Origin of the sequence: Pseudomonas sp. ANT_J28, assembly GCF_008370005.1 — a bacterium.
Classification (GTDB): domain Bacteria; phylum Pseudomonadota; class Gammaproteobacteria; order Pseudomonadales; family Pseudomonadaceae; genus Aquipseudomonas; species Aquipseudomonas frigoris.
On sequence record NZ_VOBM01000054.1, the window covers coordinates 24,946 to 39,118 of the forward strand.

General features: G+C 58.3%; 6 protein-coding genes and 1 pseudogene. 1 reads left to right on the forward strand and 6 read right to left on the reverse strand.

What is annotated here, in order from left to right:
- Positions 1-305: 305 nt before the first annotated feature.
- The 6 genes from FQ187_RS26920 to FQ187_RS26945 form a co-directional block, all read right to left on the reverse strand.
- Positions 306-6,059: a S8 family serine peptidase gene (locus tag FQ187_RS26920; RefSeq protein ID WP_149631799.1), complete on the reverse strand. Its 5,754-nt coding sequence runs from the start codon at positions 6,057-6,059 to the stop codon at positions 306-308.
- A gap of 863 nt (positions 6,060-6,922) precedes the next feature.
- Entirely contained in the window at positions 6,923-7,690 is a 768-nt protein-coding gene (locus FQ187_RS26925) for a hypothetical protein (RefSeq protein WP_149631794.1), read from the reverse strand.
- 27 nt (positions 7,691-7,717) lie between these two features.
- On the reverse strand, positions 7,718-7,957 hold the full coding sequence (locus FQ187_RS26930) for a hypothetical protein (RefSeq protein ID WP_149631795.1): 240 nt from the start codon (positions 7,955-7,957) through the stop codon (positions 7,718-7,720).
- Between the two features lie 235 nt (positions 7,958-8,192).
- Positions 8,193-9,608: an HlyD family type I secretion periplasmic adaptor subunit gene (locus tag FQ187_RS26935; protein WP_149631796.1), complete on the reverse strand. Its 1,416-nt coding sequence runs from the start codon at positions 9,606-9,608 to the stop codon at positions 8,193-8,195.
- Positions 9,609-9,703: 95 nt separating this feature from the next.
- A complete protein-coding gene (locus tag FQ187_RS26940; RefSeq protein ID WP_149631797.1) occupies positions 9,704-11,842 on the reverse strand; it encodes a type I secretion system permease/ATPase in 2,139 nt (712 codons plus the stop codon).
- A gap of 134 nt (positions 11,843-11,976) precedes the next feature.
- Complete coding sequence (locus FQ187_RS26945) at positions 11,977-13,389, reverse strand: TolC family outer membrane protein (RefSeq protein WP_149631798.1); 1,413 nt, start codon at positions 13,387-13,389, stop codon at positions 11,977-11,979.
- A 174-nt stretch (positions 13,390-13,563) separates the two neighbouring features.
- Here FQ187_RS26945 and FQ187_RS26950 point away from each other — a divergent pair.
- Positions 13,564-13,757 (forward strand): annotated as a pseudogene (locus FQ187_RS26950) (NADP-dependent glyceraldehyde-3-phosphate dehydrogenase); the annotation flags it as partial.
- Between the last annotated feature and the right edge of the window lie 416 nt (positions 13,758-14,173).

The following is a 14,173-nucleotide window of genomic DNA, read 5'->3' on the forward strand; positions in this document are numbered from 1 at the left end:
TATTTCGAAGATTTCAAAGGTTTTTATCAACAAAACTGAAAAACCCATGACGCGGTCATGTCAAAAAAGTTGCATAACTTACTGATTTTACAGGCCACAAAAAATCAACTTTTTTGAATGCCCACAGCCACTGTCGTCCTTCAGAAGAAATGACGAATCCTGCAAATAGATGATTCACCGGGTCTGGCGTTGAGGGCTCCGGGGCCACAAAGGGGGACTCATGAGGCCATGACCGGTCTCGAACGAGACGGTCGAAGGCCCGCGATAACCATCGCGGGCCGTGTTACCGAGTCAACGTGTGGTGGTTACATCCAGTTGGCCGCCAGCACAGGCTGCAATACCTGTTGCTCGGCAGCACCGAAGGTCATGGTCGCCGGTGCCGCCGGCGCGAACGCCGCCATGGCCTGGACCAGGTGTTCGACATCATTGCCCATCAACCGATGGCGGTCTCCGGTCATGATGTCGCGTGGACGCTCAGGGGTACTGGCATACCAGTTATGCAGCGTGACCTCCTGCTTGCTGCCAATGACCGAGATCTGCAGGTCCTGCCCTTCGTGCTGGAACCACAGACGATCGGGACTGATGTCTTTGCCGAACACCAACTCTCCCATCCCGCCGCTGAACTCAATGTCGTTGACTCCGTGCCCGACTTCCACTGTCGGCATGTTGCCGCTGACCAGCACCTTGTTATTGCCATCCCCCAGTTTCACCGTGGTGAAAGAGCCGGAGTCGGTAATGGTGTTATTGCCATGGCCGACGGTGAGTTTGTTGACGTCACCTGTCACAACGTTATTGCCGTTGCCCAGGGTGATATCTCCCCGGCGGCCCGTCACGTTCACCTTGTTGTCACCGTTGCCGGCAACCACTTTGGCATTCGAGGCCTCGACGTTGATGGTCTTGCTCTCGTCACCCAGCGTGACATCGGCGAAGAAGCCTTTGACCGTCATGACGTTGGGGTCGGTGGCGGGCGGCAGAGGGTCCGCTGTCGAAGGTGTTGAACCGCCACGGATTCTGTCTCGAATTGATGCAAACGTGGTGTCTGCCGTTGATGCGGCCCCGCCGAACGTGTCATCAAACTTCAGCCGAGGATCTTGCGCACCGATGACGTCAGGAACGGTTACCGGTCGACGAGTCGGGAGATCAAGGTCTCGATGAGCGATATCGACCGTCGGGATATCCGGGATGACAATCGGCCGTGGGCTCGGAATATCAATCGGCGTGCGCCCAGCCACATCACGTCCGACCGGGCCGATGTCTGGCACTTTCGACGGTTCGAGGGAACCGACACCGCGCTCGGCGAGAATCTGTTCGATGGTTTTGCGTTCAGGGAGCGTCGTCCCCCCCCGATTCGCGTCGCGCTCAGCCAGGATCTGTTCAACGGTTTTGTGCTCCGGCACTTTCGGGTTCAGGTCGACACCCCGTTCTGCCAGGATCTGCTCGATCGTCTTGGTCTCCGGCACCTTGATGTCCGGAATCGTGACCGAAGGTCGTAGTACCGGGTCAGGAACGACGATGGTCGGATGCAGATCAATCGGCGGCAGCGGCCCGACTACCACAGGTTTGTCGATGCCAGGGCGATCGATAATCGGCGTCAATGTACCCGGCACGGTGACAGTTGGCGGCACGACCACTGGCGGCACCGGTCCGACGGGCTGCACCACAGCCGGGGCATGATCGGCGAAGAGGAAGTCCGAGGCACTGACCTGTGCCACATCCAATGCATCCAGATACAACAGCTTGGTGTTCGAAGCGCTGCGCGTCACGTACACACCATGAATCTGCGTCAGGCCATTGAAGGTGGCGCGGTTCTGGTGTTCGACGGTCAACTGGCTGAAATCGGTGACGCCGGTCTGGCGCAGGTCGATCTTGTCGACGCCATGCCGGAACCCGCGCAAGGCGTTGCTGTAATCCTTGGCGCCGGGTTGAGCCGCCACCACAAACACATCCGACGTTGCGCTGTCATGGCTGTAGATCGTGCCGTTCAGCGAGGCCACGGTTTTGCCCTGAGCGTCGCTGCTGTACATCACGCCTTTACCGCCACCGTTGAGCACCACGGTGCCCAGGCCTTCTTGCGGCTTGACCGCCGAAGCATCGCTGTTGACGTAAGCCGTCGGCGCCACAAAGCTGTCCTGGAACTTGAAGTTCGCTGCGGTGATGCCAGCGAGTGCCAGATTTTTCAGGACGATGCTCTGGCCCTTGCCCAGATCAACCTTGACGTCCGCCCCCTGCTGCGTCAGCTGCAGATCGGCGAATTTCTTTCCGGCAAACCCCACCAGATCGACGATTTCGCCACGGGCAGCTTCGAAGTTGCTGATGGTATCGCTGCCCGCGTCACGGCGATGGACCACAAAAAAGTCCTTGCCCGCACCGCCCGTCAACGTGTTGTTGCCACGCCCGCCGTCGAGCAAGGCATCGGCCTTGCCGGCCACCAGCGTGTCGTTGCCATCGCCGGTGACAATGTTCTGAATGCCCGACGGATTTTTCACCGTCAACGCCGCGCCGCCGATGCTGGCGACACCCGTCAGCAGGTTGACCGAGGTGTCCCCCGACACAGCCGCCGCATTGAGAGTATTACGCCCGCCCGCCACGCCATTGACCGCGTCATCCAGCACCGTACGGTTGGCCTGCCCGACCACCGATTTGAGGTATTCGTCGGTGTAGAAATAGGTGTCGTCCGGGGTGGTCTTGCTGCCGTACAAACGCAGCGACCAGGTGTTGAGTGTGACCGGCAGACCGGAAGCCGAATCGGTCACCTGCAACGTCCAGTTACCCGCCGAGCGCTCACCGAAATCATGGGTCGACATGAAGGTGTACTTGAACGACCCGGACTGCGTGCTGCCGACGTCGGTTGCACTGGCCCCCGGCATGCCGTCCGGGACTTTGCCCTGACGGTTGAGCAACACGCTTTGTGTGCCATCCGGGGAAATCAGCTTGAGCGTCAGATCGCCAAGCCGCCCGACCTGGGCATCAAAGTCGATTTCGACGTGTTCAACGTTCAGACCGGCATTCATCGCGATGGACGACGTCAGCGTCGCACCCGCCGCCAGCGGTTTCCCGAGGGCGCCGCTGGAGGCGCTGTAGACGTACTCGTTGGCGCCAGTGCTCTGGGTCATCCAGGCTTCGGACAAGCGCACGGCAGCGCGTGCATCAACTTCACCAAAACCATAGTCGTTGCTGGTGTGCATACCGCCACCGTTCCAGCCGTGGGCGGCGTTATCGCTCCATTGGGTGGACGGGTCGTTGATTTTGCGCGCCGACAACGCGAGGATTTGCTGCACATCGCGATAACCCAGGTTCGGGTTGGCTTCGAGCATCAGCGCGACGATACCGGAAACGATCGGCGCGGCAAAACTGGTGCCTTGCATGCTGGTGTAGTCGTTGCCGAAGGTGGAACCGCGTTCGGTTTCCAGCATGTGGCTGGTGGACACGACATTGCTGCCCGGCGCCGAGACCAGAAGGCTCGCGCCCGGGTTGGAGAACGGCGAGGAGCCAATCTGCAGGGTCGACAAGTCACCCTGTGCGTTGATCGCACCGACTTCCACCGAAAAGCGATTGTTGTTGGTCAGCGAACCCTGGGCATTGCCGCCGGTTGCACGGCTGTTGCCGCCCGCTGCGACGATGATCGTACCCAGGCCACCGCGGCCGTTACTCGCCGCGTACTGCGCATTCATGCTCAGGGCCGTGGCGGTTGTGAACGTGCCGTCCTGAAAACTGCTGAGGGCGAAGTCATTGGTGAAACCCCAGCTGTTGTTGGCAATGTCAAAACTGACCATATGCCCCAACCCCGCCAAGTCATCGCCCTTACCGGCCAGGTAGTAACCGCCCAGCGTCGCGCCGTAGGCCACACCTACTCCGCCGATGCCATTCTTGGCCCCGACCATGACACCCGCCACCATCGTCGCGTGGTTGGACACCAGACCCGGCAAGGTCCCGTTGGTCTGTTGAGTCTGCAGCCAGGCTTTGTCGACATTCGCGGCAAGGTCGGGGTGAGCGATATCAAAGATTTCCGGCGCGGTGGCGAACTGGCCACCCGGCTCGAACTGGCCAATGCGTACCCCCTTGCCGGTGTAGTCCTTCCAGACCGGCAGTACGTTGGTATCGCTCAGGTACCACTCCTGGGCCGCCAGCGGATCGAGCGGCACTTCCGGCGTCAGCAACGTGACACCGGCCCGCATCGGTGCGGTCTGCCCGCTACTGAGGTCCACCACCGACGCCGAAAGATTGCCGAATGCATCGGCCACACCGTATTTGAAGCTGATCAGACCGGTGTAACGCGCATCCGGGGTAAACAACACATCACCCTGGGCGGTGAGGCTGACCGTGCCACCGACTGCATCACCTACATTGGCAATGCGCAGCGCGCCCTGGCTGTTGAGGCGCTGATCGTTGGCCAGCAGACTTTCGGCGCTGATCATATGCACCTGCGTGCGATCGAAGGCCTTGCCGGCCTTGTCGAGCGTGAGCACATCCGCCACTGGCATGGCGTTCGGGGTCAGCAGATCTACAGCCGAAATGTCCGAGAAATTCAGCTTCTGGATATTGCTCAGCGTCACCGTACCGTCACGCCCGGCGACCTTGTCGGCCAGTTCATACCCGGTCGCGGTTCGAGTGATCCGGTAGTCGCCATGGTTGCCGTGCAGCGTGACCAGGTTGATCCCGCCGTCACCGTCGATCGTCGCATTGCCGTGACCGACTTCGATGATGTCGTTGCCGGCGCCACCGTAGATTTTATCGGCGCCGCCACCGGCATGGATGATGCTGCCGGCTTCGGAGGCGTAAATGGTGTCGCCCTGTGGCCCGGCATAAATCACGGCTTTGCCGCTGCCGCCGATGATGGTGTTGTGGCCGGTGCCGCCGACCAGTACGTCGTTGCCCGCCCCGCCCACCAGGGTCGAATTGCCCGAACCGCCCTTGATGAAGGCGCTGCCGGTGCCGCCGCTCATGATCGTGTCGTTGCCGCCACCACCCTCGGCGATGGTCAGACCGGCGCGGGTCATGTTCAGCACCACGCCTTTGTCACCGACGATAATCGCCGTGTCATGGCCACCATTGCCGTGGATGTTCACCGGATTGTCCGAGGCACTGATGACAAACACGTCATCGCCCGCGCCGCCGTTATAGGTGTTGCTGCCTGCGCCACCCACCAGCCAACCGCCGGCCGGCGCTGCGATCAAGGTGTCGTCGCCGCTGCCGCCATACAGATTGTTCACGCCCAGTTTTGCCGCATCCAGGGTTTCACCCGTGCTGCTCTGGCTGGCATAGGCGCTAGTGGTTCTGCTGTTGATGCCACTGGTGGTCGAAGTCACTCGCGTACCGGTGCCCTGACTGGTCAGGGTATTGCTGACCGGATCGCCAAGGAAATCCACCGCTAGCGCTTCCTGGCTTTTGCCATTGATGGTGAACGAACCGGTGGCGAGCACCCGGTTGCCGTCACGCACTTCGGTTTGAGTAGACGCCGCCGCACGCACATTGATCTGGGTGATGCCCAGCTCGGCCAGCGTCTTGAGTTCACCGGCATCGACTTTCGCGTCATGCGTACCGTCAACCCAAACCCGCAACTTGCTCCAGATCGGATCGCGTTGATCGATCACGCCATCCTTGTTCGCGTCCTCGCTGGCCAACGCCGCGAAACCGTCCTTGAACCGCGTCTCGCCAGCAGCGCCGTTGACGCCAGCCTTGCCACCGTAATACTCGGAGAACATCTGGCTGACGTCTTTGATCTGGCCACTGCCATCGTCGATCACCAGCATGCCGGTGCTGCGATCCGCCCAGCCGCTGCGCTTGACCGTACCGCTGTGGTCGGTATCAAACAGCACACCGTCGCGGATGTCGGTCATGTGCACGCCATTGCCGGTCAGATCCAGCAACAGCGGGTCAACGTAAGTGTTGAACGTCGACATCGCCGACAAACCGTTCAGGGTCACGGCACTGCGCAGACTGAAATCCGGTTTGGTGCTGTTTGGGGCTTGGTAGAAATTCGACAGGTAGGTGTTGGGCCGAGCGTTGAGATCAAGCTGCATTTCACCGGGACGAATACCGCCCGAGGCCAGGCTGGCCATTTGCGTGGAGGTGAAATCGGTTTTGTTGAGAATCCCGCCGACGGCGAAGATGTTGTGCGTCGCCGAGTTTTGAATGAAGCCGTTGGCGACGTCTTGCTGGGCTTTGCTTTCGCCCTGGATGTGTTGTTGGGGTTGGGGGGATGGGTTGATGTCGATGTTGATCAGGTTTGCAGTGGAAGCCGTCGAGGGTGGATTGCTTTCCTCAACAATCAATCCACGAGCCCATTTGTAAAACTGAGCACCCAAGCTGGACGCAACGGTTCCAACGCCTGAAGGAGAGTCAACTCGGTTAATCCAATGGGTTGCAGCCTGCTTGGTTTCAGCCGTACCTATCTGAGAGGCCAACGACATCAGTTTATCTGTGCCTGCCGATAGCTCTAACTCTTTCACGACACTACCGGCAGAATCCAGAACGCTCTGCCAGTATACTTCCCGACTCCCTTCACCCATTACCTGAAATACAGCATTCAACGTCCAGGCATCGACTGGCAAACCATTATTAGTAAAAACTTTACGATGGAAGCTCCAAGCCTCGTCATGCGTAATATCTGCAGACACCACGCCTTTGGCATCAAGCTTTGTGCTCAATGTATTAATGTATTCACTGGCCATTTGTCCGCGAATGCGATTCACGTCATCCTCAGACATTACATGACCCGCATCGCTGGCAGTCATTTTCATGAAGTTAATGGCCACTTCCCCCGCGACGGAGTCGCCTTTTGCAACTCCGTTAGCAAGAACGGCATATTTGTAGCCTTTGGCAGCGAGGTAGTCGTACATCGCACCCGGCCCCGCTGAACTCAGCAAGGATTTTGCATGATCCAACTCTACAACCGTTAATCCCTGAGTCATAAAAACACTCCCTAGTTAGCTACTTTAGACAGAACAAATTCTTTTGTTAAAACCGCAATACTCTTCCAGTCGCTCAGCTTTTCCGGGGTAAAGCCAATCTTGATCAGCGCATCCAACTGACCAAGCAGAAACTCGCCCCGACAACTGTAAACGCCCACATCTTTGTGATTACCCAAACATTCAAATACTGCTTGAACTTCGCCTTCTTCTTCGCGCCAATAATATTCATTCAGAATCTCAGGAAACGTATTATCTCGTCGCTTCACCAAATAAAGCCCTAAACCATCAATATAACTTGCGCCCTCTACCTGTTGACCTGTCGCATTTCCAAGAAAGGCATCTCGTCGCGCACGCAAATAAAACTCATTGTGGAACATTGGTGTAACCACGACTTCCAAACCATCGAACCCGAGGCCATCTCTAAAATATTTTGAGTGATCTACCGATTGAAAACTTGGCCAAGTTACTACCATAGGTAAAGAAATAAAATTTGCGTCGCACCCAGTATTTTCATGGAACGTATTTTTATCCCAGGCGCTCTCGCCTTCATATTCAGCCCAAAAAACAACATAGCTTCGAGGAACTACTAGCGTCTTTCCGGAGAGTCGACCACATATCGGCTGCGCCGCCTTTTCTTCCAAGCCCTCCGAGCCCCTTGGGGAAACAACCATTAGATATATGAAATATAAAAAAGCACCCAGCAGGACAACGCCACAAACAATGCGTAAAAATTGCCACATACAAACACACGTATTTAATAGCCACTTCTTGATATTCACAAAAACCTCACACTAAAAAAAACGCCTTCAACGATACGCGGCAAACCTGACCTGCACTTTCCCCGACGCGTCCGTCCTGCGCAAATCCACATTGCGACTAAACATCCGCGTTCCACCCAACGCAAAATCAACCCGCAGATCGAAGTCAGAATCCCACTGAATCCTCGGCGAAGGCGCATGATCAAAAAAGCTGTCGCATTCGCCCGAATAAACCCGGTAGTTATTACTGTTAATCACGTCTTTCAAATCCATCTGGCTGTCAAACACAACCACGTCATCGGCACAAAAGGCGCTATCGCCCCGCCTCCCCAACGGGAAACAAGGACGGCGCTGTAATGTCCATTCGGCGAGGGATAGAGCTTGGTATACACATCGTCATCGAAATCGGCAGTCATGCCGATCAACGTGATCACGCCATACTTCAACACGGTAATAAAACCGATCACCGCCAGTACCACTTCAATAGACGCATCACCGACACTCCCCGCCTTCGCAACAAATATCAACGCTCACGCAAACTCTCATCCATATGCTGTTGCAACGGACTCAGGAAGTACTCGATAACCCGCCGTTGATCGGTTTTCACTTCCGCCGTTACCGACATGCCCGGTGACAGCGCCACTCGCTGTCCGTTGACCATCAGGTGATCAGTGTCCAGACGAATACGGCTGCTGTAGATCAAGCCGCGTTTTTCATCTTCGATGGCGTCGTTCGAGACGCTGAGCACTTCGCCGTCGACGGTGCCGTATTTGGTGAAGGTGAAGGTTTCGACCTTGACCGTGACTGGTTGGCCGGCGCGGACGAAGCCCACGTCCTTGTTTTCCAGCATGGCTTCAACTTCGACCGGTTGGTCGGCGGGCACGATGACCATCAATGGTTGGGCCGGGGTGACGACGCCACCGACGGTATGGATTGCCAGTTGCTGGACGGTGCCATCTACCGGGGCGTTGAGGCTGGTGAGGGTTTCCTGGTAGCGGGCCTTGGCCAGTTCCTCGACCAGGCTGGCGGCTTTTTGGTTGGCTTGCTGTTGCAGGTCGAGCATGGCGCGGCGATTTTGCGCGACGACGCCTTCGCGCCGACGCCGCGCTTCACCTTGCGCAGCGGTGGATTGCAGGACGCTGGCCTGCTGCACGCTCAATTGGCGTTGCAGGTCGAGGCGCGCCTGTTCTTTTTCCAGGTATTCGTGGCGTGCGACGTATTGTTGCGCGAGCAGGCGCTGGTAGTCCTCGGCCAGTTGCGTGGCAATCGGCACGGTTTGCCGAAGGCTCGCTACCTGGGCCTGGGCGGACTGGATTTCGGCGTTGCGCTGGAGGATTTCTGCGTCCACCAATTCCAGGCTACTGCGGTATTCCTGGTACTGCCCTTGCAGCCAGCGCTGGGCACTGAGCACCTGTTGCGGATCGGCGTCGGTGATTGCGCCGATAAGTGATGCCGGCGATTTTTGCTGATTGATTGCGTCGAGCATCGCCGCACTGCGGGCACTGTCGATGCGGGCGGCGAGCAGGTCGCTTTGAATGCGTCTGACGTCGGCGTCGGCGGCCGTCGGGTCGAGTTCCACCAGCAACTCGCCGACTTTCACTGCCTGGCCGTCGCTGACATGAATGGCCCTGACCACCGCCGTTTCACTGGACTGAATCAACTTGGTCTTGCCACTTGGCACGATCTTGCCGGAGGCCACCGCCACCACTTCGATCTTGCCCACGCACGCCCACACCAGCGCCAGCACGGCGAAACCCATGATGCTCCAGACGAATATCCGTGGCGCCGGGTGCACAGGGGTGTCCTGCAACTCCAGCGCGGCGGGAAGAAACTGCGCTTCATGTGGCAGGCGCTGCACGCTGTCCATCTGTTTGCGCTGGCGCCAGGAGTCTCGCCAGGCGTGGCGGTAACGCTGCAATAACGAAGGCGTTGCGCTCATGGGAAATCGGTCCTTGAATCCGGAATACAGTGAGTGCCGCCGCGCCCGATATCCGGCGCGGTCGACAAACCAATGACGAGTGAGTGAAGGGCTGCTCAGCCCTGTTGCATACGGTGCAGACGCGAATAGTGGCCGGCCTGATGCGTGAGCAATTCGGCATGGCTGCCCTGCTCGACGATTTGCCCGCGATCGACCACCAGAATGCGATTGGCATCGCGAACCGCCGACAATCGGTGGGCGATGATGATCACCGTGCGGCCGGCGCAGATGCTTTGCATGTTCTGCTGGATGATCCGTTCGGACTCATAGTCCAACGCGCTGGTGGCCTCATCAAAGATGAGAATCCGCGGGTTGCCGATCAGGGCACGGGCGATGGCCACCCGTTGCCGCTGGCCGCCGGAGAGTGAGGTGCCGTGCTCCCCCACCATGGTGTCGTAACCTTCGGGCAGTTCCAGAATGAATTCATGGGCCCCAGCCATGCTGGCGGCATGCATGACCGCTTCGAGCGGCGCGCCCGGATCGGTCAGGGCGATGTTTTCGCGGATACTGCGGTTGAACAGCATGTTGTCCTGCAACACCACGCCGATCTGCCGGCGCAGGGAGGAAACGTCCGCCAGCGCCAGGTCCATGCCATCGACCAACACCCGTCCGCGCTCGGGCACGTACAGGCGCTGAAGCAGTCGCGTCAGAGTGCTTTTGCCGGAGCCGGAACGCCCCACGACACCAATGACCTCACCGGCCGCGATCTGCAGACTGACCCCGCGCAAGACTTCGGAGCCGTCGGCACGATAACGAAAATGCACCTGGTCGAACTCGATCTGCCCCCTCAGTGGCGGCAACGCACTACGAGTGGCCTGGGACAGCTCGGTGCGAGTGTTGAGAATGTCGCCCAGACGCTGCACCGAAACCCCGGTTTGCTGGAAGCTGGTCCACAACTGCGCCAGGCGCATGATCGGGCCGCTGACACGTCCGGCCAGCATGTTGAAGGCGATCAGCTCGCCCACCGACAGCTGACCATCGATCACCAATCGAGCCCCCAGCCAGAGGGTCGCCACGGTGACCAGTTTGCCGATCAGCGACACACTTTCGTTGGCAATGGTGGACAAGGTCTGGGTCTTGAAACCGGCGGCCACGTAAGCCGCCATCTGGTTGTCCCACTTGCGGATCGCCTGAGGCTCGACGGCCATGGATTTCACCGTGTCGATGCCGTTCACGGTCTCCACCAGAAACGCCTGGTTCTCCGCGCCGCGAGTAAAACTGTCCTGCAACCTGGCACGCAGCAGCGGCGTGACAAACAGCGAGACCAGCACATACAAGGGCAACGACAGCAGCACGATCAGGGTCAGCCAACCGCTGTAGTAAAACATCACCAGGATGAACACCAGAGAGAACAGCACATCCAGCAACAAGGTAATGGCGTTGCCGGTCAGGAAGCTGCGAATGTTCTCCAGTTCGCGCACTCGGGCGACCGAATCACCGACCCGCCGCGCCTGAAAGTACGCCAGTGGCAGGTTGATCAAATGTCGGAACAATCGCGAACCCAGCTCCACGTCGATACGGCTCGCGGTATGGGCAAACACGTAGCTGCGCAGACCGCTCAAGGCGGACTCGAACACCATGATGCCCAATAACCCAGCCGCGATGACATCGAGGGTGGTCAGACCGTGATGCACCAGCACTTTGTCCATGACCACCTGGAAAAACAACGGCGTCACCAACGCAAACAGCTGCAAGGCAAAGGACACCAGCAGCACTTCGCCCAACAGCTTGCGGTATTTGACGATGGCGGGAATGAACCAGGTGAAGTCGAACCGCGAGGTTTCACCCGGCAACCCGGCCTCGGAACGCACCAGCAGCAGTTCACCGGTCCAGCGCGCCGCCAGGGCCTCGAAGGTGATGACTTCAGGACGCTCCGATCGCGGGTCCTGAATCAGCGCCTTCCCTTGGTCCAGCTTGGCAATGATGAAAAACGTCCCGTCGCCATCGGCCGCAATCGCAGGCATTGGCGTACGGTCCAGACGGGGGATGGTGGTGTTGACCGATTTGGCCTTGAGTCCCAGCTTGCGTGCGGCGAGCAGCAGTTCACGTTGCGTGAATGGCTGATTCGCCGGAGCGAATTCGTGAGCCAGTTGCTCGGCGGATGCCACCACCGAATGAAACCGGGCCAGCATCACCAGACACACGAGACCGGTGTCTGGCGTGGGCGACTCGGCGCCCCTTCCTTGATCACTCATAAGCTTCCATGCGTGCCGCATAGCGGCAATAAATTCATAAATCTTTCAAGAGGTTATATCAAACCCGAAACAATTAGTATCAATACGACATCATCGTCTGATGATTTATTTCACTCAGGCGTATGAATCGATGATCAGAGCGCCTTGCGCTCCTGAGGCGGCAGAAAATCCCGATCCGCGTCGTAGTCCTTTGTCAGGTACATCGCCAAATCGGTCAGGTCTGTTGGACTCAACGTCCCCGCCGCTTGCTTGAGTTTGAGCGTATCGATGATGTAGTCGTAACGAGCGTTATTGTATTCACGTACAGCGCTATACAGCTGGCGCTGGGCATTGAGCACATCAGCGGTATTACGCGAGCCCAGATCACGACCCACCTGATTGGCCTTGACCGAAGCCTGGCCGGAGCGAATCGTCTGTCGGCGGGCAATCACCTGCTCGATATCGGAATTGACGGCGCGGTAGAAATTGCGGGTGTTCTGCACCACTTCGCGGCGCCGGTCTTCGCGCTCGTCTTCGCTCTGGGCCAGACGTTCGGTCGCTTCGCGCACTTGCGAGCGAGTCATGCCACCGGCGTACAACGGAATGTTCAGCTCCAGACCGATGCTGCCTTGCGCGACATTTCCTCGATAGCCGTTGCGCCCGAAGTCGGTGGGGTTGCTGTAACCGAAGCTGTCGTTTTCGCCCTTGCGCCAGGACGCCACCGCATCGACGGTCGGTGCATAGCCGGCCTTGCGCTGGCGATTGGTTTGCTCGGCAGCAATCACCGCGTAGCTGCTGGCCTGCAACGCAAGGTTCTGACGTACCGCGCGGCTGACCCATTCGTTGGCATCGTTGGGGACCGGAAGCTCCACGGGCAGTTGATGTTGAATGCCCTCGATTGCCGAATACTCCTGACTGGTCAAACGGGACAGCCCTTCATATGCATCGTCAACCTTGCGTTCGGCGAGTTTGCGATTGGCATTGGCGTTGTCGTAGGCGGCCTGGGCGTCGAGTACATCGGTGATGCTCGATGCCCCATTCTCCAGACGCGCCTGGGCCTGTTGCTGTTGGCGCTTGAGCGCCGCTTCCTCGGCTTTGGAGGCGGCCAATAAATCCAGTGCACGCAAGGTTTCGAAGTAGGCCTGAGCCGTTGTCAGCACCAGCCCCTGTTCTTTCGCACCCAATTCAAGTTCGGCCTGTGCGGTACTGGCATGAGCGGCTTCGAGCTGAAACCAGCGATCAGCACGAAACAGTGGCTGGTTGAGATTGGCCTGAAATACCGTGGTGCTGCGGGTGCGGGTCAGGCCGGGCTCATCACGTTGCAGCCGCACCGACTCCACCGTGCTCCCCGCATTGAGCGTGGGCAGTAACCCGGCCCGGGCTTGCGGAACACTTTCGCGTCGAGCCTGGTAATCATGGCGCGCCGCAGAAAGCTGAGCATCGTGTTCAACCGCCTGACGGTAAACCCCCAACAAATCGGCGCGATCAGGACTTGCATCGGCAATAACCGGGATCGTCACTATCGTAAGAATGAGCAGCGGTGTAAAAAAACGGGTGGGGTGAGTCATAACAATCCATGTCGCGTTCTGGTAAAACGATTCAGCCATGCTGATCAGGGCGAGCATCCTACGCCGAGCCCAAGGCAGCAACAAGACCGAGCTGTAGCCACTAGCCATCATCTCGAAAAAAGCCCTGCTCGCACGCCTTGACCTCACGGCAGTGGCGATAACCCCCTTATCCGCATCACCCAAAACATCCTTGGCAACCTGTTCTCTCACGCTCGCGACATCCCGGAAAAATACCGCCTCGACGGGGAGACCGAGCAACGCGAATACCTCGTCGACGGTGAACTAAAAACCTGGAACGGCCCCCTCGCCGTGGTCCGCAGCCCGGTCTACATGGCCGGCGAAAATGGGACGAACAAGTGATTCTGGGGATGGAAACAGACCCGGCCCGAGCGGTTCATTTATTTCGAAAGTTTCATATGTTTTTATCAGTAAATCTGAAAAATCTACGGTGCTGATCCTTCAATAAAAATGCGTAACTCATTGATTTTATTAATAACAAATAACCATCTTTTTTGAAGCCCTATAGGAGCCGACTGTCGGTGCCGATCAGTTAAGGAACGACACGGACCGTAGCAGCTGGCGAAGCCTGCGTTCGGCTGCGTAGCAGTCGTGAAATCAGGCGACGCGGTTTTCAGGAAGACCTCGCGCTCCGGTTTCACGACTGCTGCGCAGCCGAACGCAGGCTTCGCCAGCTGCTATGTATGGACTCGCCCCCACTGTCTACCCGCTTTTGAAAAACCGCCGCCCCGTTGCATCTATGTATCAGGCCTATTCGAAGAAGCCG